This window comes from Serratia sp. TSO36, from assembly GCF_057808395.1.
Map to the genome: position 1 here is coordinate 79,453 of NZ_JBJZOU010000006.1, position 23,485 is coordinate 102,937.

Here is a 23,485-nt window from a genome sequence, read left to right on the forward strand (position 1 = left end):
CGCAGCGAAAAATGGCGAGAAAAATGATTAATACGTTGAATAATCACGCTAATGTTCGTTATTTGTGAATATTTTGTTATCACGATCACAAATCACTCCAAGCGCGTTGCGTAAAAGCTGCACAGCGTATAAAAGTAATCATTAATATATTAATGAATGCCGGTTGTCATGTTTTGCCATTGGAGGAGTTCGCATGAAAGGCACCGTATTTTCCGTTGCGCTGAACCACCGCAGCCAACTGGACGCCTGGGATCAGGCGTTTCACCAGCCGCCGTATCAGACCCCGCCCAAAACCCCGGTGTGGTTTATCAAACCGCGCAACACCCACCTCGCCAACGGCGGGGCGATCCCGTTTCCGGCCGGTGAAACCGTGCAGAGCGGCGGCACGCTGGCGGTGATCATCGGCGATACCGCGCGCAAGGTGCCGGTTGAGCAGGTGAGCCGTTATCTGGCCGGCTACGCGTTGGCCAACGACGTCAGCCTGCCGGAAAGCAGCTTCTATCGCCCGGCGATCAAGGCCAAATGCCGCGACGGGTTCTGCCCGCTGGGGGAGATCGGCCAGCTGGAGGCCGCCGATCGGCTGGAGATCGTCACCGAGATCAACGGCGTGGAGCAGGATCGCTGGTCCACCGCCGATCTGGTGCGCTCGGTGCCGGAGCTGATCGCCGCCATCAGCGATTTCATCACCCTGCAGCCGGGCGATGCGGTGCTGATCGGCACCCCGCACCAGCGGGTGGAGATCAAACCGGGGGATGAGGTGACGGTGCGCGCCGCCGGCCTGCCCACGCTGACCAACCGCGTCACCCAAGCAGGAGCCGCATCATGAAACATGCCCGTATTCGCCATCATGGCCAGGCCGTCAACGTCCAGGTGGACGACCAGCTGCGCGTCACGCTGCCGAACGGCGAGGTGCTGCAGGAGCGCGAAGTGGAATGGCTGCCGCCGGCGCAGGGCACGGTGTTCGCCCTCGGGCTGAACTATGCCGACCACGCCAGCGAGCTGGAATTCAAGGCGCCGGAAGAGCCGCTGGTGTTCCTCAAGGCGCCGAACACACTGACCGGGCACCGCCAGGTGTCGGTGCGCCCGGCCGGCGTGGAGTACATGCATTACGAAGCCGAGCTGGTGGCGGTGATCGGCAAGACCGCGCGCAACGTCAGCCGCGAGCACGCCATGGAGTATGTGGCGGGTTACACCCTGTGCAACGACTACGCCATCCGCGATTACCTGGAAAACTACTACCGGCCGAATCTGCGGGTGAAGAGCCGCGATACCCTGACGCCGATCGGGCCGTACATCGTCGATCGCGACGACGTCGCCGATCCGCACCGGCTGGCGCTCAGCACTTACGTCAACGGCGAGCTGCGCCAGCGCGGCAGCACCGCCGACATGATTTTCGACATTCCGTTCCTGGTCGCCTACCTGAGTGAATTCATGACGCTGCAGCCGGGCGACATGATTGCCACCGGCACGCCGAAAGGGCTGGCCGACGTGCAGCCGGGCGACGAAGTGGTGGTGGAGATCGAGGGCATCGGCCGTCTGGTTAACCACATTATCAGTGAAAAAGATTACGAGGAGAGCCTGCGATGAAAACCATCAACCATTGGATCAACGGCAAGAACGTCGCCAGCAAAGAGTATTTCACCACCACCAACCCGGCGAACGGCGAGGTGCTGGCGGAAGTGGCCTCCGGCGGCCAACTGGAGATAGATCAGGCGGTGGCGGCGGCGAAAGAGGCGTTCCCCAAGTGGGCCAACACGCCGATGAAAGAGCGCGCGCGCCTGATGCGCCGCCTGGGCGAGCTGATCGACCAGAACGTGCCGCAGATCGCCGAACTGGAAACCGCCGACACCGGCCTGCCGATCCACCAGACCAAAAACGTGCTGATCCCGCGCGCCTCGCACAACTTCGAGTTCTTCGCCGAGGTGTGCCAGCAGATGAACGGCAAGACCTACCCGGTGGACGACAAGATGCTCAACTACACGCTGGTGCAGCCGGTGGGGGTATGCGCGCTGGTGTCGCCGTGGAACGTGCCGTTCATGACCGCCACCTGGAAGACCGCGCCTTGCCTGGCGCTGGGCAACACCGCGGTGCTGAAGATGTCCGAACTGTCGCCGTTGACCGCCGATCGCCTGGGCGAGCTGGCGCTGGAAGCCGGCATTCCGGCCGGGGTGCTGAACGTGGTGCAGGGCTATGGCGCCACCGCCGGCGACGCATTGGTGCGCCATAAAGACGTGCGCGCGGTCTCCTTCACCGGCGGCACCGCCACCGGCCGCCGCATCATCGAAAGCGCCGGGCTGAAGAAGTTTTCCATGGAACTGGGCGGCAAGTCGCCGGTGCTGATCTTTGAAGACGCCGACATCGAGCGGGCGCTCGACGCCGCGCTGTTCACCATCTTCTCGATCAACGGCGAACGCTGCACCGCCGGTTCGCGCATCTTCATTCAGGAGAGCATCTACTCGGAATTCGTCAAACGCTTCGCCGAGCGCGCCAACCGTCTGCGCGTGGGCGATCCGCAAGATCCCAACACCCAGGTGGGGGCGCTGATCAGCCCGCAGCACTGGGAAAAAGTCTCCGGCTATATCCGCCTCGGGGTGGAAGAAGGGGCGACCCTGTTGGCCGGCGGCCCGGACAAACCGGCCGGTTTGAGCCACGGCAACTTCCTGCGCCCGACGGTGCTGGCGGATGTCGACAACCGGATGCGCGTGGCGCAGGAAGAGATCTTCGGGCCGGTGGCCTGCCTGCTGCCGTTCAAGTCGGAAGAAGACGGCCTGCGCATGGCCAACGACGTGGAATACGGCCTGGCGTCATACATCTGGACGCAAGATGTGAGCAAGGTTCTGCGCCTGGCCCGCGGCATCGAAGCGGGCATGGTTTTCGTCAACACCCAAAACGTACGCGATCTGCGCCAACCGTTCGGCGGCGTGAAAGCCTCCGGCACCGGCCGCGAAGGCGGCGAATACAGCTTCGAAGTGTTCGCCGAAATGAAGAACGTGTGCATTTCCATGGGCGACCACCCGATCCCGAAATGGGGCGTCTAAGCCTCGGGCCACAATAATAACGAAAGAGATGAGAACAATGACGACAAAACTTACCACTAATGCTGTCCCTGCTCCCGACGTCGTGCGCTGTGCCTACATGGAAATTCAGGTCACGAACCTTAAAGCCGCACGCGAATTTTACGTCGATATCCTCGGCCTGGTCGTGACCGCCGAGGATGACAAAACCCTCTACCTGCGTTCGATGGAGGAGTTCATTCACCATAACCTGGTGCTGCGCGAAGGCCCGGTCGCCGCCGTTGCGGCGTTTGCTTTTCGCGTGCGCACGCCGGAAGACGTCGATCGCGCCGAAGCGTATTTCAAGGCGCTTGGCTGCCGCACCGAGCGGCGGGTGAACGGGTTCGCCAAAGGCATCGGCGATGCGGTGCGGGTCGAGGATCCGCTCGGCTTCCCGTATGAGTTTTTCTACGACGTGCAGCACGTCGAGCGTCTGGCCTGGCGCTACGATCTGTATACGCCGGGCGCGCTGGTGCGCCTCGATCACTTTAACCAAATCACCCCTGACGTGCCGCGCGCCGTGGAATACATCCAGGGGCTGGGCTTCCGCGTAACGGAAGACATCCGCGATGAAGACGGCGTGGTTTACGCCGCCTGGATGCGCCGCAAGGCGACGGTGCACGATACCGCGATGACCGGCGGCGCCGGGCCGCGCATGCACCACATCGCCTTCGCCACCCATGAAAAGCACAATATTTTGGCCATCTGCGACAAGCTCGGCGCGCTGCGCAAATCCGATTTGATCGAACGCGGCCCCGGCCGTCACGGCGTTTCCAACGCGTTCTACCTCTATCTGCGCGATCCCGATGGCCACCGCGTGGAGATCTACACGCAGGATTACTACACCGGCGATCCGGACAACCCGACCGTGACCTGGGACGTGCATGACAACCAGCGCCGCGACTGGTGGGGTAATCCGGTGGTGCCGAGCTGGTATACCGAAGGATCGCTGGTGCTGGATCTCGATGGGCAGCCGCAGCCGGTCATCGAACGCAGCGCGCCCAGCGAAATGGCCGTCACCATCGGCGCAGACGGTTTTTCCTACACCCGTGAGGGCGATACGGAAAAAGGTTTCAAACTTGGCAATACGCTGTAAATGCCGCTGCGCGGGCCGCGCCCGCGCCTATGCGCCGTCTGGAGAACGCTATGCCCCATTTTTACGCTGAATGTACCGACAACATCCGCCGCGAGGCGGATTTGCCCACCCTGTTCGCCAAGGTCAACGAGGCGCTGGCGGCGACCGGCATCTTTCCGCTGGCCGGCGTACGCAGCCGCGCCCTCTGGCTCGACACCTGGCAGATGGCCGACGGCAAGCAGGACTACGCCTTCGTGCACATGACGCTGAAGATCGGCCACGGCCGCAGCCTGGAAAGCCGGCAGCAGGTGGGCGAGATGCTGTTTGCGCTGATCAAGGAACACTTCGCCGCGCTGATGGCGCAGCGTTACCTGGCGCTCTCTTTCACTATGGAAGAGCTGGATCCGGTGCTGAATTACAAACAGAACAATGTCCACGCGCTGTTCAACAAGGCGTGAATAAGGGGTCGTAAATGCTGGATAAAGAGCAGGTTAACCGCGCCGTACAGCGCCTGCATCAGGCGGAAAAGAGTCGTGAACAGATCCGCGCGCTGTCGCTCGATCATCCCGAGATCACCATCGAGGACGCCTACGCCATTCAGCGGCAGTGGGTGGAGCTGAAGATCGCCGAGGGGCGCAAGCTCAAGGGCCACAAGATCGGCCTGACCTCGCGCGCCATGCAGGTGAGCTCGCAGATCACCGAGCCGGACTACGGCGCGCTGCTGGACGACATGTTCTTCAACGACGGCAGCGACATTCCGATCGATCGCTTTATCGTGCCGCGGGTGGAGGTGGAGCTGGCGTTCGTGCTGGCCAAGCCGCTGCGCGGGCCGAACTGCACGCTGTTCGACGTCTACAACGCCACCGACTACGTCATTCCGGCGCTGGAGATCATCGACGCGCGCAGCCACAACGTCGATCCCGAGACTCAGCGGCCGCGCAAGGTATTCGACACCATCTCCGACAACGCCGCCAACGCCGGGGTGGTAATGGGCGGGCGGCCGATCAAGCCGGATGCGCTGGATCTGCGCTGGATAGCCGCGCTGCTGTACCGCAACGGCGTGATTGAAGAATCCGGCGTGGCGGCGGCGGTGCTCAACCACCCGGCCAACGGCGTGGCCTGGCTGGCCAACAAGCTGGCGCCGTATGAGGTGGAGCTGGAAGCGGGGCAGGTGATCCTCGGCGGCTCCTTCACCCGGCCGGTGCCGGCGCGGCGCGGCGACACCTTCCACGTCGACTACGGCCCGATGGGCTGCATCAGCTGCCGCTTTGTCTAATAAGCAGGCTCGGCGAACCGGGCCGCAATAAACCGGGCGGGGGCCACGCGCTACGCCCGCTTGTCAGGGAGAATGCGATGTTAACCAACCACTTCAAGCGTGCGCTGCAGGAAAAACGCCCGCAGATCGGGCTGTGGCTCGGGCTGTGCAGCAGCTACAGCGCCGAGCTGCTGGCCGGCGCCGGTTTCGACTGGCTGCTGATCGACGGCGAACATGCGCCCAACAACGTGCAGACGGTGCTGGGGCAGCTGCAGGCGGTCGCGCCTTACCCGAGCCGGCCGGTGGTGCGGCCGCCGTGGAACGACGCGGTGATCATCAAGCAACTGCTGGACGTCGGCGCGCAAACCTTGCTTATCCCGATGATTCAAAACGCCGAACAGGCGCGCGATGCGGTGCGCGCCACGCGCTATCCGCCGCACGGCGTACGCGGCGTCGGCAGCGCCCTGGCGCGCGCTTCGCGCTGGAACCGGGTGCCCGATTACCTGCAGCAGGCCGACGAGCAGATGTGCGTGCTGGTGCAGATTGAAACCCGCGAAGCGGTAAAAAACCTCGACGCCATTTTGCAGGTGGAAGGGGTGGACGGCGTGTTTATCGGCCCGGCGGATCTCAGCGCCGATATGGGCTTCGCCGGCAATCCGCAGCACCCGGAGGTGCAGCGCACCATCGACGACGCGATTGCCCGCATCCGCGCCGCCGGTAAGGCGCCCGGCATTTTGATGGCCAACAAGGCACTGGCGCAGCGCTATCTGGAAGCCGGCGCGCTGTTCGTCGCGGTGGGGGTGGACACCACCCTGCTGGCGCGGGCGGCGGAAGCCCTGGCTGACGAGTTCAAACAGGGCGGGGTGCAAGCGCCTTCATCGGGAGTTTACTGAACCATGAACCACGTCGATTCGCTGCCGCCGGCCAACCCGGCGCAGCAACATAAAGCGTTAACCGCCGCCGAGCAATCGGTGATTAAAAAGTTGTTTCGGCGCCTGATCATTTTCCTGTTCGTGTTGTTTGTTTTCTCTTTCCTCGACCGTATCAACATCGGCTTCGCCGGGCTGACGATGGGCAAAGATCTCGGCCTCAGCTCGACCATGTTCGGGCTGGCGGCGACGTTGTTCTATGTCACCTACGTGATCTTCGGCATTCCGAGCAACATGATGCTGAGCCGGGTCGGCGCGCGGCGCTGGATCGCCACCATCATGGTGCTGTGGGGCATCGCCTCCACCTGCACCATGTTCGCCACCGGGCCAACCAGCCTTTACGTGCTGCGCATGATCGTCGGCATCACCGAGGCCGGTTTCCTGCCGGGCATTCTGGTGTACCTCACCTACTGGTTCCCGGCGTTCTACCGCGCTCGCGCCAACGCTTTGTTCATGATCGCCATGCCGGTGACCATGGCGATCGGTTCGCTGGTCTCCGGCTATATCCTGGCGCTGGACGGGGTGATGAACCTGAAGGGCTGGCAGTGGCTGTTCCTGCTGGAAGGCATTCCGTCGGTGCTGCTGGGCGTGGTGGTGTGGTTTTACCTCGACGATACGCCGGCCAAGGCCAAGTGGCTGACCGACGAGGAAAAATCCAGCCTGCAGGCGATGATGGAGGCCGACAAGCTGCAGCTGGTGCAGCCCAACGGGCCGAGCAGCCACCGCGCGCTGCAGCAACGCAGCCTGTGGCGCGAGATTTTCACGCCGATCGTGCTGATGTACACTCTGGCCTATTTCTGCCTGACCAACACCCTGAGCGCGATCAACATCTGGACGCCGCAGATCCTGCAAAGCTTCAACCAGGGCAGCAGCAACGTGACGATCGGCATTCTGGCGGCGATCCCGCAGATCTGTACCATCGCCGGCATGGTGTGGTGGAGCAAACGATCCGACAGGCTGCAGGAGCGGAAGCATCACACCGCGCTGCCATACCTGTTCGCCGCCGCCGGCTGGCTGCTGGCGTCCGCCACCGATCACAGCCTGATCCAGCTGCTGGGGATCGTGATGGCCTCGGTCGGCTCCTTCACCGCCATGGCGATCTTCTGGACCACGCCGGATCAGTCGATCAGCCTGGAAGCGCGCGCGGTGGGGATCGCGGTGATCAACGCCACCGGCAATATCGGATCGGCGCTCAGCCCGCTGTTGATCGGCTGGTTCAAGGATCTGACCGGCAGCTTCAACTCCGGGCTGTATTTCGTCTCGGCGCTGCTGATCGTCGGCGCCGTGCTGGTGTGGCGCATCCCGATGAAGGATTCGCGCCCGAGGGCGACGCCTTGATGCGCAAGTGGGCATGATTGCAGGAGGACATGAGGTGCGGAAAAGTACCGGCTTTATCGCCAACATCGATATTTGCAAAGAGTATGACGCGCGCTACGCCGCCGACGAGGTGCACTACGAAACTTTCGCCGGGCTGGCGGCATTCTTCGGCCGCGACATGCAGGTGCACTGGCACGACTGCTTCTTCCAGGTGCATTTCCTGGAAACCGGCAAGATAGAGCTGCAGCTCGACGATCAGCACTATTCGGTGCAGGCGCCGCTGTTCATCCTCACGCCGCCGTCGGTGCCGCATGCGTTCTTTACCGAACCGGACAGCGACGGCCACGTGCTGACGGTGCGCCAGGAGCTGATTTGGCCGCTGCTGGAGCGCCTGTATCCCGGCAGCAACCTGGCGCTGGACATGCCGGGCATCTGCCTGTCGCTGGCCGACGCGCCGCAGGAGCTGACGGCGCTCAGCCACTACTGGGCGCTGATCCGCCGCGAGTTCGGCCAGAACCTGGCCGGGCGCGAACAGACGCTGGCGCTGCTGGCGCAGGCGGTGTTCACGCTGCTGCTGCGCAATACCGCGCTGGAAGACAACGCCAACAGCGGCGTGCGCGGCGAACTGCAGCTGTTTCAGCGGTTCAACAAGATGGTGGACGAGCGTTTTCGCGAGCACCTGCCGGTGCCGGAGTATGCGCAGGCGCTGGGGGTGACCGAATCGCGGCTCAACGACCTGTGTCGGCGCTTCGCCAACCGGCCGCCCAAGCGGCTGATCTTCGATCGGCTGCTGCGCGAGGCCAAACGCATGCTGCTGTTCAGTGCCTGCACGGTGCATGAAACCGCCTACAGCCTCGGCTTCAAGGATCCGGCCTATTTCGCCCGTTTTTTCAATCGGCTGGAAGGCTGTTCCCCCTCGACCTACCGCGCGGCGCAACACGCCCTTTCGTAACCGCGATCACAGTTTGCCGCGAAAGCGGCAAACTGACCTGAAAAGTACCGGCGATTGCCGCAAAAGTCTCTTCTCGAAACCGGCTTTGGCAGCTTCAATTAAGCAACCAAAAGAAAACATTATTTTAACAAATGGCCGGATCCACGGCCTGAAAAATGCCGATGACGAGGAAGACCCGATGAAACCAGAAGACTTTCGTGCCGACAGCAAACGCCCGTTCACCGGCGCCGAATACCTGAAAAGTTTGCAGGACAGCCGCGAAATCTACATTTACGGCGAGCGCGTGAAAGACGTCACCACCCACCCGGCGTTCCGCAACGCGGCGGCGTCTGTCGGCCAGCTGTATGACGCGCTGCACGATCCGGCCAGCCAGGATCGCCTGTGCTGGAATACCGACACCGGCAACGGCGGCTACACCCACAAGTTCTTCCGCTATGCCCGCAGCCCGGAAGAGATGCGCCAGCAGCGCGACGCCATCGCCGATTGGTCGCGCCAAAGTTACGGCTGGATGGGGCGCACGCCGGACTACAAGGCGGCCTTCGGCTGCGCGCTGGGCGCTTATCCGGAGTTCTACGGCCAGTTCGCCGACAACGCGCGCCACTGGTACAAACGCATTCAGGAAACCGGGCTCTATTTCAACCACGCCATCGTCAACCCGCCGATCGACCGCCACAAGCCGGTTAACGAGGTGAAGGACGTTTACATTCAGGTGGAGAAAGAGACCGACGCCGGCATCGTGGTCAGCGGCGCCAAAGTGGTGGCCACCAACTCGGCGTTGACCCACTACAACTTCATCGGCTTCGGTTCGGCGCAGGTGATGGGCGATAACCCGGACTTCGCGCTGATGTTCGTGGCGCCGATGGACGCCGAAGGGGTGAAGCTGATTTCGCGCGCCTCCTACGAGCTGGTGGCCGGCGCCACCGGATCGCCGTTCGACTATCCGCTTTCCAGCCGCTTCGACGAGAACGACGCGATCCTGATCATGGATCATGTGCTGATCCCCTGGGAAAACGTGCTGATCTACCGCGATTTCGACCGCTGCCGCCGCTGGAGCACCCAGGGCGGTTTCGCCCGGCTGTTCCCGCTGCAGGCCTGCGTGCGCCTGGCGGTGAAGATGGACTTTATCACCGCGCTGCTGCAAAAGAGCCTATCGTGCACCGGCGTGCTGGAGTTCCGCGGCGTGCAGGCCGATCTGGGCGAAGTGGTGGCCTGGCGCAACCTGTTCTGGTCGCTGAGCGATGCAATGTGCGCCGAAGCCACAAAATGGGAAAACGGCGCCTACCTGCCGGATTCCGCCGCGCTGCAGACCTACCGCGTGATGGCACCGATGGCCTACACCAAGGTGAAACACATCATCGAGAAGAACGTCACCAGCGGCCTGATCTACCTGCCGTCCAGCGTGCGCGACATGAACAACCCGGAGATCGACAAGTACCTGGCGCGCTACGTGCGCGGATCGGACGGTATGGATCACGTCGAACGCATCAAGATCCTCAAGCTGATGTGGGACGCGATCGGCAGCGAATTCGGCGGCCGCCACGAGCTGTATGAGATCAACTACGCCGGCAGCCAGGATGAGATCCGCCTGCAGTGCCTGCGCCACGCGCAGGGATCCGGCAACATGGATCGCATGATGCAGATGGTCGACAAGTGCCTGGCCGATTACGATCAGCACGGCTGGAAGGTGCCGCACCTGCGGAACAATGACGATATTAATCAGTTGGATAATCTGCTGAAGTAATTCAGGAGGAGGTTGTATGTCTCAGGAAAATGAACAGCGCCTGCGCTTTCGCGACGCCATGGCCAGCCTGTCGGCGGCGGTGAATATCGTCACCACCGACGGCCCGGCGGGGCGCTGCGGCATCACCGCCACGGCGGTGTGCTCGGTAACCGATACGCCGCCGACGCTGCTGGTGTGCATCAACCGCAACAGCGCGATGAACCCGGTGTTTCAGGAAAACCGCAGGCTGTGCGTCAACGTGCTCAACCACGAGCAGGAGCTGATGGCGCGCCACTTCGCCGGCATGACCGGCGTCAGCATGGAAGATCGTTTCCGGCTGGAAGAGTGGCAGCTCGGTGCGCTGGGGCAGCCGGTGCTGCGCAATACCCTGGCCAGCCTGGAAGGGGAGATCGAGCAGATCCAGAGCATCGGCACCCACCAGATGTACCTGGTGCAGATCAAGCAGATCGCGCTGAGCGAAGCCGGCAACGGGCTGATCTACTTCAAGCGCAATTTCCATTCGGTGATCCACCCGATGGCGGTGCCGGCCTGAGGCGTTGGGGCGCAGCCTGCTGCGCCCCGCGTTTCAACTCTTGTTAGCCGCCAGATCGCTCACCAGGCGGTTGACCGGATCGCTCATGTTGGTGAACTTGCTCAGCTCAGAGCGGGTCACCACCACGAACACCCCGACGTTTTTCGCCGGGATCATCGCCATGTAGGTAATGAATCCGCCGCCGCCGCCGGTCTTCTGAATGATGCCCGGCAGCCCGTCCTTCGGCGCCATATACACCCAACCCAACCCCAGCGCATCCGCTTGCCCCGGCACGTCCATGCCCTTCAGCGACACCAGATCGTGGCGCTGGAAGTACATGGTTTGCTCGCTGGCGGCGGTGGCTTTGCGCGGACCGCTGGCGCTGGAGGAGAGGAATTGTTGCATCCAGCGCTGCATGTCGCGCGGGGTGGAGTAGACGCCGCCGCTGCCGGCCGCGGCGGTGGTGTCGCGGCAGGCGCTCGGGCCGGCCGCCGCCACCATCAGGCGCGAGCACTGCTCGGGGCTCGGCGTCAGCGTGGTGTCGACCATGCCGAGCGGCGCGGTGATTTTCTCTTTCAGCAGCGCGTTGTAAGGCTTGCCCGCGGCGCGCGACAGCGCATCGGCCAGCAGGTCATACGCCAGGTTGGAGTAGGCGGCGCGTACGCCCGGCGGTACCGTGACGTTGGCATGGGCCAGCCACTGCCAGCGCTGAGCCTTGGTCGGCCAGGTGAACACCGGCGTTTTCGGCGGCTTCTTGCCCGGCTGCTCGCGCGGCAGCGAGCTGGTGTGCGTCGCCAGGTTCAGCAGGGTGATCGGCTGCCCGGCGTTGTAAGCCGGCACATAGGCGCCTTTGGGGGCGTACTTGCGCAACGGGTCGGTCAGTTTGACCTGGCCTGCCGCCGCCATTTTCACCATCACTTCGCTGGTCATCAGCTTGGTGATCGAAGCGATGCGGATCAGCGAATCCGGGCGCGGGCGCAGGTTGTTGCCGGGTTTGGTATCGCCAAAGCTGCGGTTAACCACCTGATTGCCGTCGATCACCACCAGCGCCATGCCGGTGGCGCCGCTGTTGTAGAAAATATGTTCGGCATACTGGTCGACGATTTGCGAAGCCAGCTGCGGGGGGGCGGCCAGCGCGGCCAGCGGCGCGGCGCACAGGCCCAGCGCCAGCAATAAAGCGGAGACAGAGTTCTTCAACGGTCGTTATCCATTTAACAATGCAGCGGGAAAGGGCGTTATTCGTCGCCCAGTGTAATGCGCTCAGGCCCCGGCTGCATGTAGAAAAAAGAGCGGTGACGATAAATTTTTTAACCGCCGGCGGCCTACTGCGCGCGGGCGAAAATGGCGATCACTTCATCGAGGTGCGCCTTCATCGCCTTGCGGGCGCCGCGCACGTCGCGCGCTTCGATCGCCGCCAGGATCGCCCGGTGTTCCAGCTCGGAACGGTGCGGCATGTCGTCTGGCGTATAGTGGCGCTGCAGCACGCGAAACATGCTGCCGTAACGGTGGCCGAGCAGGTGGCCGATAATGAACGCATAGGCCGGGTTGCCGCTGGCCTGGGCGATGCGGATGTGGAACAGCCGATCGCCGGGGTGAGTGGCGGAGCCGGCGCGGTTATCGCGGCAGTTCTGCTCGTAGGCGGCGCGGATGCCCGCCAGCTCTTCGTCGGTGGCGTGGCGCGCGGCCAGTGCGGCGGTCTCCGGTTCGATCAACAGGCGGGTTTGCAGCAGTGAAAATGGCGGCAGCTCGGCGTTGAAATCCAGTTCAATATTCAGTTCGTCGTCGATCTCCGCCCATTGGTTGCGGCCGGCCTGAGCCATCACCGGCTCCTGCGACGGCGCCAGTGGCGTTTGCGAGCGTACGATCACCCCGTTGCCGACCTTGACGTCCACCAGGCCGATCACTTCCAGCGCGATCAGCGCTTCGCGCACCGACGCGCGGCTGACCTGCAACTGCTGGGCGAGATCGCGCTCCGAGGGCAGGCGGCTGCCCGGCGGAAATTCGTTATTTTCGATCAGACGTTTGAGCTGGTCTGCTATCTGTCTGTAAATTCTTGGGTTTTCCAGTCGGGTAATCGGCATTTTTGACCTTTGACGATTCGGCGTTCAGTGATTTGGCGCACAATTATGCGACAAGGCGCTTGAGTAATCGTTATTCAAGTGTAAAAAAATGGTTAATTGAAATGCGGTTTCAAGGCTGTTTTATTAACTTCTTCCCCCAACGATAACGCGTAAAGCGTCTTTTGTCATGTTAGAGGCCTGACCTTTAACCGCCCTTAGTGGCCTGACCATTAGACCTTTAGGCCGAGGAGTCAAGATGGATTTAACCGGGAAACGCGTACTGATCACCGCCGCCGGGCAAGGGATCGGTTTTACCACCGCCAGGCTGTTCGCCGCCGCCGGTGCCGAGGTGATCGCCAGCGACATCAACCTCGAGCGCCTGCAGGGCTGCGCCGGGATCCGCGCGCTGACGCTGAACGTCACCGATCCGGCCGCCATCGCGGCGGCGGCGGAAGCGATCGGCCCGATCGACGTGCTGTTCAACTGCGCCGGCGTGGTGCACAGCGGATCGATCCTCGATTGCAGCGAAGATCAGTGGGCGTTCGCGCTCGATCTCAACGTTACCGCGATGTTCCGCATGATCCGCGCCTTCCTGCCGGGCATGTTGGCGCGCGGCAAAGGCTCGATCATCAACATGTCCTCGGTGGCCTCGAGCGTGAAAGGGGTGCCGAACCGCTTCGCTTACAGCGCCAGCAAGGCGGCGGTGATCGGCCTGACGCGCTCGGTGGCGGCGGACTACGTCACGCAGGGCATCCGCTGCAACGCCATCTGCCCCGGCACGGTGGAGTCGCCGTCGCTGCGCCAGCGCATTGCCGAGCAGGCGCGCGAGCAGGGGCGCAGCGAGCAAGAGGTGTATCAGGCGTTCGTCGCCCGTCAGCCGATCGGGCGCATCGGCACCACCGAGGAAATCGCCCAACTGGCGCTGTATCTGGCCTCCGACGCCAGTTCGTACACCACCGGCACGGTGCAGATCATCGACGGCGGCTGGAGCAACTGAGCCGCCATTTTTGAGAGAGGAACGCATGAAACTTTTACGTTACGGGCAACCCGGGCAAGAGCGCCCCGGCATGTTGGATGCGCAGGGCCGCCTGCGCGATCTGTCGCAGCATATCGCCGACGTGGGGGGCGCCGCGTTATTGCCGGCGTCGCTCGCCAAACTGCGCGCGCTGGACAGCGCCGCGCTGCCGCTGGTCGAAGGGCAGCCGCGCCTCGGCGCCTGCGTCGGCGGCATCGGCAAGTTTATCTGCATCGGCCTGAACTACGCCGATCACGCGGCGGAAACCGGCGCGGCCATTCCTGAAGAACCGGTGGTGTTCAACAAATGGACCAGCGCGGTGGTCGGCCCCTATGACCAGGTGGAGATCCCGCGCGGCTCGCAGAAAACCGACTGGGAAGTGGAGCTGGGCGTGGTGATCGGCCAGGGCGGGCGCTACATCAGCGAAGCAGACGCGATGCGCCACGTCGCCGGCTACTGCGTGATCAACGACGTTTCAGAACGCGAATATCAAATTGAACGCGGCGGCACCTGGGACAAGGGCAAAGGCTGCGACACCTTCGGGCCGATCGGCCCCTGGCTGGTGACTGCCGACGAGATCGCCGATCCGCACAGCCTGAACCTGTGGCTGGAGGTGGACGGCAAGCGCTATCAGGACGGCAACACCAGCACCATGATCTTCCGCATTCCGCAGATCGTCAGCTACCTCAGCCGCTTTATGAGCCTGCAGCCGGGCGATGTGATCTCCACCGGCACGCCGCCGGGCGTCGGCATGGGGCAGAAACCGCAGCCCATCTATCTGCGGGCGGGCCAGACGATGCGTCTGGGCATCGAAGGGCTGGGCGAACAGCGCCAGCAAACCGTACAGGCCTAACCGGGAGCGCCGCCATGACCACCATTACCGCACTGCGGGTTGAAGACATTCGTTTCCCCACGTCGCTGGGGCTGGACGGATCCGACGCCATGAATCCGGATCCCGACTATTCCGCCGCCTACGTGATCCTGGAGACCGATCGCGCGGATCTCAGCGGCCACGGGCTGACGTTCACCATCGGCCGCGGCAACGAGATCTGCTGCGCGGCGATCCGCGCGCTGGAGCATCAGATCGTCGGCGAGCGGCTGGAGGATATCGCCGCCGACATGGGCGCCTTCTGGCGGCGCTTCACCAGCGACAGCCAGCTGCGCTGGATCGGGCCGGACAAGGGGGCCATTCACCTGGCGACCGGTGCGGTGGTCAACGCGGTGTGGGATCTGTGGGCCAAATCGGTCGGCAAGCCGGTGTGGCGGCTGGTGGCGGAGATGACGCCGGAGGAGCTGGTGCGCTGCATCGACTTCCGTTACATCACCGACTGCATCACGCCGCAGGAAGCGCTGGCGCTGCTGAAACAGCGTGCCGAGGGCAAAGAAGAGCGCCTGGCGCGGCTGCTGCAGGAGGGGTATCCCTGCTACACCACCTCCGCCGGCTGGCTGGGTTATCCGGACGACAAGCTGCGTCGCCTGTGCCAGGAAGCGGTCGACGCCGGTTTCTCCTACCTGAAGCTGAAGGTCGGGCGCGATCTGGAAGATGACATCCGCCGGGTGCGCATCGCCCGCGAGGTGATCGGCCCGGATCGCCGGCTAATGATCGACGCCAACCAGGTGTGGGAGGTGGACGAAGCCATTCCGTGGGTGAAGCATCTGGCGTTCGCCAAACCCTGGTTTATCGAAGAGCCGACCAGCCCGGACGACGTGGAAGGGCACCGCCGCATCCGCGAAGGGGTGGCGCCGGTCAAGGTGGCCACCGGCGAGATGTGCCAGAACCGCATCATGTTCAAGCAGTTCATCATGCGCGGCGCGGTAGACGTGGTGCAGATCGACGCCTGCCGCCTCGGCGGCGTCAACGAAGTGCTGGCGGTGATGCTGATGGCGGCCAAATACCAGCTGCCGGTCTGCCCGCACGCCGGCGGCGTCGGGCTGTGCGAGTACGTGCAGCACCTGTCGATGATCGACTACCTGTGCATTGCCGGCACCCACGAAGGCCGGGTGATCGAGTACGTCGATCATCTGCATGAACACTTTGTCGATCCCTGCGTGATCAACGGCGCGGCCTACATGCCGCCGAGCCGCCCCGGCTATTCGATCGAGATGCATCCGTCGTCGATCGAGCAGTATCGGTTCCGCGGGTGAGGCGGGAGGATCGCATGCCGCGCATCGACGCTCATCAGCACTTCTGGCGCTATCAGCCACGGCACTACCCGTGGATCGACGAGCGGATGCGCGTGCTGCGGCAGGATTTCGATCCGCCCCGGCTGCAGCCGCTGCTGCAGGAACAGGGGTTCGACGGCGCGCTGGCGGTGCAGGCTCGCCCCAGCGAGGAAGAGACGCTGGCCCTGCTGGCGCTGGCGGAGCAGGGCGAGGGCGTATGCGGCGTAGTGGGCTGGCTGGATATCGCCGCGCCGCAGCTGGCGCAGCGTCTGGAGGCCTTACGGCCTTATAGCGCGTTGCGCGGGGTGCGCCATCAGGTGCAGGACGAAGCGGATCCGGCGGCCTGGCTGGCGCGGCCGGAAGTGAAGCGCGGCATGCAAACGCTGCAGCGCGCCGGGTATGTGTACGAGATCCTGGTGACGCACCGGCATCTGGCGGCCGCGGCGGCGTTCGCCGCCCGCCACGATGAGCACTGGTTGGTGTTGGATCATCTCGGCAAGCCGGATATCGCGCGCGGCGCGCGGCACTGGGCGCAGCAAATCCGGCCGCTGGCGGCGCTGCCGCACGTGGCCTGCAAGCTGTCGGGGCTGATCACCGAAGCGCCGAGTGGCCGGTGGCGGGCGGAAGAACTGCTGCCGTTCTTCGACGCCGCGCTGGAGGCGTTCGGCCCGCAGCGGCTGATGTTCGGCTCCGACTGGCCGGTGTGCCTGCTGGCCGGCGATTACCGCCAGGTGGTGCAACTGTGCGAACGGGCGCTGTCGACGCTGGGGGCCGCCGAGCAGGCGGCGATTTGGGGCGACACCGCCTGGCGAATTTACGGTTTAACGGAGTCTGGTTATGGATCTGTATCTGCAAGATAAGGTGGTGCTGGTCACCGGCGGCGGTGCCGGCATCGGCGCGGCGATTGCACATGTGCTGGCCGAAGAAGGGGCGATCCCGGTGTTGGTCACCAACGCCGCGCCGGAGGCGGCGCTGCTGGCCGATTTGCAGCGGCTGCAGCCGCGCACCGAGGTGATCCTCACCGAACTGTGCGACGAGGCGGCCTGCCGCCGCGCGGTCAGCCAGACGCTGGCGGCCTTCGGCCGCATCGACGGGCTGGTGAATAACGCCGGAGTCAACGACGGCGTCGGGCTGGAGGCGGGGCGCGAAGCCTTCGTCGGCTCGCTGGAAAAGAACCTGGTGCACTACTACCTGATGGCGCACCTGTGCCAGGCGGCGCTGCAGGAAAGCCGGGGCGCTATCGTCAACATCGCCTCCAAGACCGCGCTCAGCGGCCAGGGCGGCACCAGCGGTTACACCGCCGCCAAGGGCGCGGTGCTGGCGCTGACGCGCGAATGGGCGGTGTCGCTGCGCCATGACGGCGTGCGGGTGAACGCGGTGGTGCCGGCGGAGGTGATCACCCCGCAGTACCAGCGCTGGCTCAACACCTTCGCCGAGCCGCAGCGGCAGATGGCGAAAATCACCGCGCGCATTCCGCTCGGGCAGCGCATGACCACGCCGCAGGAGATCGCCGATACCGTGGCGTTTCTGCTGTCGTCGCGGTCATCGCACACCACCGGGCAGTGGCTGTCGGTGGACGGCGGCTACCTGCATCTCGATCGGGCGCTGACGTGAGCGGCGCGGCGGCAGGGCGGCGCCGTTTCTGCCAGGCGCTCGATCTGATTGACTCACCGGCGCTGATTGCGGAGTACCTGCAGCATCATCAGCGCATCTGGCCGGGCATCGCCGCGCATTTGCGCGAGCACGGCATTCTGGACATGGAGATTTACCGGTTGGGCACCCGGCTGTTCATGATCGTGGAGGTCAGCGCCGATTTCGACGCTGCGCGCTTTGACGCCGCCAGCCTGAACAACCCCGAAGTACAGCGATGGGAAGCGCTGATGTGGCACTACCAGGCCGCCACCCCCTGGACGCCGCAGGGCGAAAAATGGGTGGAAATGGCGCGGATATTTTCGCTGCAACAGCAATAACGCCAACATCATCATCGCCAGACGATACGAGGGTATCACCATGCTTGCTGAAAAAAGTGCGGCCTCCGCGCAGCCGGGCGTCGCCGTGACCGCCAATCTGCGCTGGGCCTTTATCCTGGTCACCAGCCTGTTCTTCATGTGGGGGCTGTCCTATGGCCTGCTGGACGTATTAAACAAACATTTTCAGGAGACGTTGCACGTCACCAAGGCGCAATCAGGGCTGCTGCAGGCGGCCTATTTCGGCGCCTATTTCCTGGTGGCGCTGCCTGCCGGGTACTTTATGGACCGCAAGGGCTATAAGGCGGGCATTCTAGTCGGGCTGTGCCTGTATGCGCTGGGAGCGCTGCTGTTCGTGCCGGCGGCGTCGGCCAACAGCTTCGGCGTGTTCCTGTTTGCGCTGTTCGTTATCGCCAGCGGTTTGGGCTGCCTGGAAACGGCCGCCAACCCGTACGCCACGGTGCTGGGCGACGCGCAGGGCGCCGAACGGCGGCTCAACCTGGCCCAGTCGTTCAACGGCCTCGGGCAGTTTATCGGCCCGCTGATCGGCGGCACGCTATTCTTCTCCGCCAGCCAGTCCGCCGGCGGCGGCGATCAGAGCGCGGTGAAGATGACCTATGTGGCGATCGCCGTGCTGGTGCTGCTGATCGCGCTGTTGTTCAGCCGCACCCGGCTGCCGGCGATCCGCGAAGAGGAAAAACCGGTGCACGGCGTGATAGCGCAGGGATTATGGCAGCATCCGCATTTCGTCGGCGGGGTGATCACGCAGTTCTTCTACGTGGCGGCGCAGGTGGGCGTGGGGGCGTTCTTCATCAACTACGCCACCGAACACTGGCGCGAGGTGTCTAACCAAAGCGCCTCTTACCTGCTGTCGATCGCCATGATCTGCTTTATGGTCGGGCGCTTCTTCAGCACCTGGCTGATGGGGCGAGTCAAACCGGCGACGCTGCTGGCGGCCTATGCGCTGATCAACATCGCGCTGTGCGGCGTGGTGATGCTGAGCGTCGACGGGGTGTCGGTGGTGGCGCTGATCGCGGTATTCTTCTTTATGTCGATCATGTTCCCGACCATTTTCGCCCTGGGGGTGAAAAATCTGGGTAAACACACCAAGCGCGCCAGCTCCTTTATGATCATGGCGATCGTCGGCGGCGCCATCATGCCGTACTTTATGGGGGCGCTGGCCGACCGTTACAGCACCGCGCTCTCTTATCTGCTGCCGCTGCTGTGCTTCGCGGTGGTGCTGGTTTACGGCCTGCGGCAGCGCCGCGCCTGATTCACCCCGGCGGCGAATCGGCCTTCGCCGCCGTTGTCAGCGCCTGTGGGCGCGTTCGCATCAGGATCGCCAGCGCCAGCAGCAGCACGATGCCGGACAGCACGCCGTTTATCGTCAATCCCCCTGCATCCACCACCAGCCCGCCCGCCAGCGAGCCGCAGGAAATCGCCAGATTAAACAGCGCGATATACAGCGAAGAGGCGACCTCGACCGCGTCGGGGGCCGCCTTGAGCATCCACGCCATCAGCGACACGGAAACGCCGCCGTAGGCGATGCCCCACAGCAGGAGGAAGGCGCCGCCGCTCAGCGGCGCGCGGCCCAGCAGCGGCAGCAGCAGGACGGCGAGCGCCAGCCCGAAGGCGATCAGCGCCAGGGTGCGGCGCAGCCGTTTGGCGGCGGCCTGGCCGGCGATGAAATTCCCGACGATACCGGCGACGCCGTAGGCGAACAGCAGCGGCCCCACCCAGCGGCTCTCGATGCCGGCGACCGTCTGCAGCAGCGGGCGGACAAAGGTGTAGGCCATAAAGTGGCCGGCAACCAGCAGAAACGTCAGCAGCAGCCCGAGGAGCAACCGGCGATTCGCGCGCTGCGCGGTGAACGACCGCCAGCTCACCGCCTGCGTGACCGGCAGCGGCGGCAGCACGCACAGCAGCAGGAGCAGGGTCAGCGCCGCCAGGACGGCGACGGCCAGAAACGCCATGCGCCAGCCCAGCGCTTCGCCGAGGAACACCCCGAGCGGCACGCCGAGCACCGAGGCCGCCGCTACGCCGCCGAAGATGACGGACAGCGCCAATCCGACGGAGGCCGGCGGCACCAGACGTTCCGCCAATCCGCCGGCGATGGCCCAGATACCGCCGATGCAAAAGCCCAGCAGGATGCGCGCAGCGAACAGCAGCGCCATGGAGGTAGCGGCGGCGGCCAGCAGGTTGGCGGCGATCAGCAGTAGCAGAAAGACGATCAGCAGGCTGCGGCGATCCGTGCGCCGGGCGCCCAGCACCACCAGCGGGGCGAACAGCGCGGCGAACAGGGCAGGCAGGGAAATCAGCAGCCCGGCGCGGCCTATCGATGCGTTCAAGGTGCTGACTATCGGGGTCAGCAGCCCGACGGGCAGCATTTCTGCCGTGACGACGGTAAAGGTGGATAGGCCGATGGCGAAGGTCGCCAGCCAGGGTTTTGCGCCGCCGCCGGCGTGTAAGGCACTCATAATGACTCTCCCAACAGATGAAGAGCCTCAGTGTATCCGCGCCAAAATGACTGATAAACTGGCCTGAATGCGCAACATTGGGGACAAATCGTGGCTAATTTACCGTCTATGCCGTTGGATAACCTGACCGACCTGCTGGTGTTCATTCGCGTTGCCGACGCCTGCAGCTTCACGCTGGCGGCCGAGAGGCTGGGCATCTCCCGCTCGGCGGCGGGCAAATGCGTGATCCGATTGGAGGAGCGATTGGCCACCCGGTTGCTGCAGCGCACCACGCGCAGCGTCAGCCTGACCGAAGACGGCGCGGTGTTTTACGAGTATGCGCAGCGTATCCTGTCGCAGGCCGAAGAGGCGGAAACGGCGCTCAATACGCGGCGGCAAACCCCACGCGGGCGGCTGCGGCTGGATCTGCCGGTTTCGTTGGGGCGGTTGCATATCCTGCCGATTCTGCAGGAGTTTTTGGCGCAGTGGCCGGAGGTGGACGCCGATGTCAGCTTCTCCGACGATTACAGCGATCTGGTGCGCGACGGCATCGACGTGGCTGTCCGCGTCGGCGGCAACGACGACAGCCGGCTGGTGCGGCGGGTGCTCGCGCCACATCGCCTGATCACCTGCGCGGCGCCGGATTACCTGGCGCGGCACGGCACGCCTGCAAAACCGGAGGCGCTGGGCGATCACGAGACGCTGGTCTTCAGCCATCAGGGGCTGCCGGCGCCCTGGCGCTATTTGGTCAACGGGCAACTGCACGAACAGCCGGTGCGCGGCCGGATGCGTTTCAACAACGTCGAGGCCTTGAGGGATGCGGCCGTCGCCGGAGCCGGCCTGTGCCAGGTGGGGGCGTTTCTGGTCGGCGAGCAGATTGCGGCCGGCACGCTGGTGCCGGTGCTGGAGCGCTATTGCCGCCCGGGGCCGCCGATCTGCGCCGTCTATCCCAGCCGGCGCCATCTCTCCCCCAAGGTGAAACTGTTCCTGGCGGCGATCGAACGGCGCTGGCAGGGCAAGGCGATTTGGGAAACCGCTTAGCGCGAGCGATTCACGCCGCTTTCAAGGCCAGCGTTCGCCGCATTAAGCGGTAGCCGCCGGCCGCCACCAGCAGCACGATCAGCCCGGCGGTGAGCGTGACGCCGAAGCCGACCGCTATCCCGGCGGCATCGATCGCCAGGCCCGCCAATGCGGCGCCGAGCGCCACGCCTATCCCCAGACCGGTGACCATCCAGGTCAACCCCTCCGTCAGCCGGGAGGGCGGCACGATGTTTTCAACCAGCCCCATGGCAATGATCATGGTCGGCGCAAAAAACAGTCCGGCGACAAACATCGCCGCCGCCAGCGTCAAGACATCGTGCACCCACAGCAGCGGCAGGGTGGTGAAGGCGGTGGCGAACGCCGCGTATAAGAACAGGCGAGGCAAGGGGACGGGGATCTTCATTGCGCCGAAAATCAGCCCGGCCAGGCAGGAGCCGAACGCATAAACCGACAGCACGATGCTGGCGGCGGCCGGCTGTCCTTGCTGCTCGGCGAAGGCCACGCTGATGACGTCCACGGTGCCGACGATGGTGCCCAGGGCGATCAGCGCCAGCAGCAGGATCTGCATTGACGGCATGGCCAGGATGGCGCGCTGCCGCTGGTTATTGCGGGTGTAGACCGGGGGCTGAGTGCTTTTTTGGGAGGCGAATGCCGCAACGCCCGCCACCAGCAGCAGCGCGGCCACCAGAGGGCCGGCTTCTGGGAAGAGTGAAACGCTAAGCCCCACGGCGATCGGTGGGCCGACGATAAAAGCCACTTCATCTAACACGGACTCGAATGAAAATGCCGTGTGCAGCTGTGGCGTGCCGCGATAAATTTCGCTCCAGCGGGCTCTGACCATCGCGGAGATGCTGGGCATGCCGCCCGCGAGCGCGGCGAAGACGAACAGCGTCCAGTCCGGCGCCCGATAGTGGGTGCAGAGCAACAGCAGTAGCAGGGCGAGCGTGCTGATCCCGGTGGCATACGGCAGCACGCGGCTTTGGCCGTGACGATCCGCCGCGCGCGCGATTTGCGGCGCAAGCAGCGCCATGGAAAAGGCGAACGTCGCCGCTACCGCGCCCGCCAACCAATAAGAGCCGCGTACCTGTGAGAGCATGGTGATGATGCCGATACCGGTCATCGAGACCGGCAGGCGCGCGATCAGCCCGGCAGAGGAAAACGCCTTGCTGCCCGGGGCGTTGAACAGGTTGAAATAAGGATTTGCCATGGAAAGGGCTCCAGAAGTTGGCGGCTCAGTATTCGCTCAATGGCCATCATTGACATACGCCACGTATGTTACGTTAATTGACATACATGGCGTATGTCAATTATAACGTTCATCAATAATGAGGCGGGAGTGGACCCATGGCACGTAAAGCGCGCGCAGAAATGATTGAAGAAACCCGACAAAAACTGGTGGCGGCCGCCCGTCAGCAGTTCGGCAGCGTGGGGTATGCCGAGACGGTGATGGATGAACTCACCGCGCAAGCCGGCATGACGCGCGGTGCGCTCTATCACCATTTTGGCGATAAAAAGGGGTTGTTCCTGGCGGTTGTGAAGGCGATTGATGCTGAAATGGATGCGCGTCTTGCCGACATTACCGCGCGTACGGCGGATGACTGGGAGGCGTTTGCGGCGCGTTGTCGCGGTTATTTGATCATGATGACGGAGCCGCAAGCGCAACGCATTTTGTTGCGCGATTCACCTTCGGTGCTGGGGGCTGAATATTTGCAGGCCAGTAAGCTGCAATGCATTGTCTGGATGACGGGCGCATTGCAGGCGTTGATGGCGCAGGGGCGCATCGCCGTCGCCGAGCCGGAATCGCTGGCGCATTTGATCAACGGCGGCCTGATGGATGCCGCGCTTTGGATCGCGCACCAGCCGGATGAGAAAACCGCTTTGGAGCAGGCGTTGGCCAGTTTGTCGCTGTTGCTGAACGGCTTGCGGCCAACGGCCGCTTAACCGGGCAGG

24 protein-coding genes are annotated in these 23,485 nt (G+C 63.9%); 20 read left to right on the forward strand and 4 right to left on the reverse strand.

Annotation, left to right across the window (positions count from 1 at the left end):
* Positions 1 to 193: 193 nt before the first annotated feature.
* From ACK3CV_RS03415 to hpaC, 11 genes are all read left to right on the forward strand, one after another.
* On the forward strand, positions 194 to 826 hold the full coding sequence (locus ACK3CV_RS03415) for a fumarylacetoacetate hydrolase family protein (RefSeq protein WP_033636979.1): 633 nt from the start codon (positions 194 to 196) through the stop codon (positions 824 to 826).
* The gene (locus ACK3CV_RS03420) at positions 823 to 1,587 is read left to right on the forward strand and encodes a fumarylacetoacetate hydrolase family protein (protein WP_033648528.1); all 765 of its coding nucleotides are present in this window, start codon (positions 823 to 825) and stop codon (positions 1,585 to 1,587) included. The genes ACK3CV_RS03415 and ACK3CV_RS03420 overlap by 4 nt, the downstream gene beginning before the upstream one ends.
* Complete coding sequence (hpaE, locus tag ACK3CV_RS03425; protein ID WP_164038459.1) at positions 1,584 to 3,038, forward strand: 5-carboxymethyl-2-hydroxymuconate semialdehyde dehydrogenase; 1,455 nt, start codon at positions 1,584 to 1,586, stop codon at positions 3,036 to 3,038. Before ACK3CV_RS03420 ends, hpaE begins: the two co-directional genes overlap by 4 nt.
* 37 nt (positions 3,039 to 3,075) lie before the next feature.
* Positions 3,076 to 4,149 carry a 3,4-dihydroxyphenylacetate 2,3-dioxygenase gene (hpaD, locus tag ACK3CV_RS03430; protein WP_004933173.1) on the forward strand — a complete coding sequence of 358 codons (1,074 nt, stop codon included), beginning with the start codon at positions 3,076 to 3,078 and terminating at the stop codon, positions 4,147 to 4,149.
* A gap of 50 nt (positions 4,150 to 4,199) precedes the next feature.
* Positions 4,200 to 4,586: a 5-carboxymethyl-2-hydroxymuconate Delta-isomerase gene (locus ACK3CV_RS03435; RefSeq protein ID WP_086580959.1), complete on the forward strand. Its 387-nt coding sequence runs from the start codon at positions 4,200 to 4,202 to the stop codon at positions 4,584 to 4,586.
* 14 nt (positions 4,587 to 4,600) lie between these two features.
* A complete protein-coding gene (gene hpaH, locus ACK3CV_RS03440; protein ID WP_039567496.1) occupies positions 4,601 to 5,404 on the forward strand; it encodes a 2-oxo-hept-4-ene-1,7-dioate hydratase in 804 nt (267 codons plus the stop codon).
* A gap of 77 nt (positions 5,405 to 5,481) precedes the next feature.
* A complete protein-coding gene (hpaI, locus tag ACK3CV_RS03445; protein ID WP_033636985.1) occupies positions 5,482 to 6,276 on the forward strand; it encodes a 4-hydroxy-2-oxoheptanedioate aldolase in 795 nt (264 codons plus the stop codon).
* A 3-nt stretch (positions 6,277 to 6,279) separates the two neighbouring features.
* Entirely contained in the window at positions 6,280 to 7,650 is a 1,371-nt protein-coding gene (gene hpaX / locus ACK3CV_RS03450) for a 4-hydroxyphenylacetate permease (RefSeq protein WP_033636986.1), read from the forward strand.
* A 34-nt stretch (positions 7,651 to 7,684) separates the two neighbouring features.
* A complete protein-coding gene (gene hpaA / locus ACK3CV_RS03455) occupies positions 7,685 to 8,581 on the forward strand; it encodes a 4-hydroxyphenylacetate catabolism regulatory protein HpaA (RefSeq protein WP_033636987.1) in 897 nt (298 codons plus the stop codon).
* 178 nt (positions 8,582 to 8,759) lie between these two features.
* Positions 8,760 to 10,322 carry a 4-hydroxyphenylacetate 3-monooxygenase, oxygenase component gene (hpaB, locus tag ACK3CV_RS03460; RefSeq protein WP_033636988.1) on the forward strand — a complete coding sequence of 521 codons (1,563 nt, stop codon included), beginning with the start codon at positions 8,760 to 8,762 and terminating at the stop codon, positions 10,320 to 10,322.
* Positions 10,323 to 10,338: 16 nt separating this feature from the next.
* Entirely contained in the window at positions 10,339 to 10,854 is a 516-nt protein-coding gene (gene hpaC / locus ACK3CV_RS03465; protein WP_033636989.1) for a 4-hydroxyphenylacetate 3-monooxygenase, reductase component, read from the forward strand.
* Positions 10,855 to 10,887: 33 nt separating this feature from the next.
* Here hpaC and ampH read toward each other — a convergent pair whose 3' ends face one another.
* Positions 10,888 to 12,030 (reverse strand): D-alanyl-D-alanine-carboxypeptidase/endopeptidase AmpH, encoded by a 1,143-nt coding sequence (gene ampH, locus ACK3CV_RS03470; RefSeq protein WP_060428689.1) that lies wholly within the window; start codon positions 12,028 to 12,030, stop codon positions 10,888 to 10,890.
* Positions 12,031 to 12,155: 125 nt separating this feature from the next.
* Positions 12,156 to 12,914, reverse strand: a complete 759-nt coding sequence (locus ACK3CV_RS03475; protein ID WP_033636991.1) for a FadR/GntR family transcriptional regulator — start codon at positions 12,912 to 12,914, stop codon at positions 12,156 to 12,158.
* A gap of 235 nt (positions 12,915 to 13,149) precedes the next feature.
* Between ACK3CV_RS03475 and ACK3CV_RS03480 the strand changes: the two genes are divergently transcribed.
* The 7 genes from ACK3CV_RS03480 to fucP are packed head-to-tail and all read left to right on the forward strand — an operon-like array spanning position 13,150 to position 19,311.
* A complete protein-coding gene (locus ACK3CV_RS03480) occupies positions 13,150 to 13,890 on the forward strand; it encodes an SDR family oxidoreductase (RefSeq protein ID WP_016929185.1) in 741 nt (246 codons plus the stop codon).
* 25 nt (positions 13,891 to 13,915) lie between these two features.
* Positions 13,916 to 14,761: a fumarylacetoacetate hydrolase family protein gene (locus ACK3CV_RS03485; protein WP_033648523.1), complete on the forward strand. Its 846-nt coding sequence runs from the start codon at positions 13,916 to 13,918 to the stop codon at positions 14,759 to 14,761.
* A 14-nt stretch (positions 14,762 to 14,775) separates the two neighbouring features.
* Entirely contained in the window at positions 14,776 to 16,053 is a 1,278-nt protein-coding gene (locus tag ACK3CV_RS03490) for an L-fuconate dehydratase (RefSeq protein WP_162091289.1), read from the forward strand.
* A gap of 14 nt (positions 16,054 to 16,067) precedes the next feature.
* Positions 16,068 to 16,931 carry an amidohydrolase family protein gene (locus tag ACK3CV_RS03495; RefSeq protein WP_164038451.1) on the forward strand — a complete coding sequence of 288 codons (864 nt, stop codon included), beginning with the start codon at positions 16,068 to 16,070 and terminating at the stop codon, positions 16,929 to 16,931.
* Entirely contained in the window at positions 16,909 to 17,685 is a 777-nt protein-coding gene (locus tag ACK3CV_RS03500; RefSeq protein WP_033636997.1) for an L-fucose dehydrogenase, read from the forward strand. The genes ACK3CV_RS03495 and ACK3CV_RS03500 overlap by 23 nt, the downstream gene beginning before the upstream one ends.
* The gene (locus ACK3CV_RS03505; RefSeq protein ID WP_033652860.1) at positions 17,682 to 18,041 is read left to right on the forward strand and encodes an L-rhamnose mutarotase; all 360 of its coding nucleotides are present in this window, start codon (positions 17,682 to 17,684) and stop codon (positions 18,039 to 18,041) included. The genes ACK3CV_RS03500 and ACK3CV_RS03505 overlap by 4 nt, the downstream gene beginning before the upstream one ends.
* 40 nt (positions 18,042 to 18,081) lie before the next feature.
* Complete coding sequence (gene fucP, locus ACK3CV_RS03510) at positions 18,082 to 19,311, forward strand: L-fucose:H+ symporter permease (RefSeq protein ID WP_033641777.1); 1,230 nt, start codon at positions 18,082 to 18,084, stop codon at positions 19,309 to 19,311.
* Position 19,312: 1 nt separating this feature from the next.
* On the opposite strand, the gene ACK3CV_RS03515 is transcribed toward fucP, so the two are convergent.
* A complete protein-coding gene (locus ACK3CV_RS03515) occupies positions 19,313 to 20,515 on the reverse strand; it encodes an MFS transporter (protein WP_060443694.1) in 1,203 nt (400 codons plus the stop codon).
* A gap of 108 nt (positions 20,516 to 20,623) precedes the next feature.
* Here ACK3CV_RS03515 and ACK3CV_RS03520 point away from each other — a divergent pair, with 108 nt between their 5' ends.
* Positions 20,624 to 21,535 carry a LysR family transcriptional regulator gene (locus ACK3CV_RS03520; RefSeq protein ID WP_164141729.1) on the forward strand — a complete coding sequence of 304 codons (912 nt, stop codon included), beginning with the start codon at positions 20,624 to 20,626 and terminating at the stop codon, positions 21,533 to 21,535.
* Between the two features lie 10 nt (positions 21,536 to 21,545).
* On the opposite strand, the gene ACK3CV_RS03525 is transcribed toward ACK3CV_RS03520, so the two are convergent.
* The gene (locus ACK3CV_RS03525; protein ID WP_164038443.1) at positions 21,546 to 22,742 is read right to left on the reverse strand and encodes an MFS transporter; all 1,197 of its coding nucleotides are present in this window, start codon (positions 22,740 to 22,742) and stop codon (positions 21,546 to 21,548) included.
* 137 nt (positions 22,743 to 22,879) lie between these two features.
* On the opposite strand from ACK3CV_RS03525, the gene ACK3CV_RS03530 reads away from it, so the two are divergent.
* The gene (locus ACK3CV_RS03530; RefSeq protein ID WP_164038441.1) at positions 22,880 to 23,476 is read left to right on the forward strand and encodes a TetR/AcrR family transcriptional regulator; all 597 of its coding nucleotides are present in this window, start codon (positions 22,880 to 22,882) and stop codon (positions 23,474 to 23,476) included.
* Positions 23,477 to 23,485 lie beyond the last annotated feature (9 nt).

What these genes read in the sequence shown, in the direction of transcription:
- ACK3CV_RS03415 (WP_033636979.1), top strand. Translation starts at nt 194, where the DNA reads ATGAAAGGCACCGTATTTTCCGTTGCGCTGAACCACCGCAGCCAACTG.
- ACK3CV_RS03420 (WP_033648528.1), top strand. Translation starts at nt 823, where the DNA reads ATGAAACATGCCCGTATTCGCCATCATGGCCAGGCCGTCAACGTCCAG.
- hpaE (WP_164038459.1), top strand. Translation starts at nt 1,584, where the DNA reads ATGAAAACCATCAACCATTGGATCAACGGCAAGAACGTCGCCAGCAAA.
- hpaD (WP_004933173.1), top strand. Translation starts at nt 3,076, where the DNA reads ATGACGACAAAACTTACCACTAATGCTGTCCCTGCTCCCGACGTCGTG.
- ACK3CV_RS03435 (WP_086580959.1), top strand. Translation starts at nt 4,200, where the DNA reads ATGCCCCATTTTTACGCTGAATGTACCGACAACATCCGCCGCGAGGCG.
- hpaH (WP_039567496.1), top strand. Translation starts at nt 4,601, where the DNA reads ATGCTGGATAAAGAGCAGGTTAACCGCGCCGTACAGCGCCTGCATCAG.
- hpaI (WP_033636985.1), top strand. Translation starts at nt 5,482, where the DNA reads ATGTTAACCAACCACTTCAAGCGTGCGCTGCAGGAAAAACGCCCGCAG.
- hpaX (WP_033636986.1), top strand. Translation starts at nt 6,280, where the DNA reads ATGAACCACGTCGATTCGCTGCCGCCGGCCAACCCGGCGCAGCAACAT.
- hpaB (WP_033636988.1), top strand. Translation starts at nt 8,760, where the DNA reads ATGAAACCAGAAGACTTTCGTGCCGACAGCAAACGCCCGTTCACCGGC.
- hpaC (WP_033636989.1), top strand. Translation starts at nt 10,339, where the DNA reads ATGTCTCAGGAAAATGAACAGCGCCTGCGCTTTCGCGACGCCATGGCC.
- ACK3CV_RS03475 (WP_033636991.1), bottom strand. Translation starts at nt 12,914, where the DNA reads ATGCCGATTACCCGACTGGAAAACCCAAGAATTTACAGACAGATAGCA.
- ACK3CV_RS03480 (WP_016929185.1), top strand. Translation starts at nt 13,150, where the DNA reads ATGGATTTAACCGGGAAACGCGTACTGATCACCGCCGCCGGGCAAGGG.
- ACK3CV_RS03485 (WP_033648523.1), top strand. Translation starts at nt 13,916, where the DNA reads ATGAAACTTTTACGTTACGGGCAACCCGGGCAAGAGCGCCCCGGCATG.
- ACK3CV_RS03490 (WP_162091289.1), top strand. Translation starts at nt 14,776, where the DNA reads ATGACCACCATTACCGCACTGCGGGTTGAAGACATTCGTTTCCCCACG.
- ACK3CV_RS03495 (WP_164038451.1), top strand. Translation starts at nt 16,068, where the DNA reads ATGCCGCGCATCGACGCTCATCAGCACTTCTGGCGCTATCAGCCACGG.
- ACK3CV_RS03500 (WP_033636997.1), top strand. Translation starts at nt 16,909, where the DNA reads ATGGATCTGTATCTGCAAGATAAGGTGGTGCTGGTCACCGGCGGCGGT.
- fucP (WP_033641777.1), top strand. Translation starts at nt 18,082, where the DNA reads ATGCTTGCTGAAAAAAGTGCGGCCTCCGCGCAGCCGGGCGTCGCCGTG.
- ACK3CV_RS03515 (WP_060443694.1), bottom strand. Translation starts at nt 20,515, where the DNA reads ATGAGTGCCTTACACGCCGGCGGCGGCGCAAAACCCTGGCTGGCGACC.
- ACK3CV_RS03520 (WP_164141729.1), top strand. Translation starts at nt 20,624, where the DNA reads ATGCCGTTGGATAACCTGACCGACCTGCTGGTGTTCATTCGCGTTGCC.
- ACK3CV_RS03525 (WP_164038443.1), bottom strand. Translation starts at nt 22,742, where the DNA reads ATGGCAAATCCTTATTTCAACCTGTTCAACGCCCCGGGCAGCAAGGCG.
- ACK3CV_RS03530 (WP_164038441.1), top strand. Translation starts at nt 22,880, where the DNA reads ATGGCACGTAAAGCGCGCGCAGAAATGATTGAAGAAACCCGACAAAAA.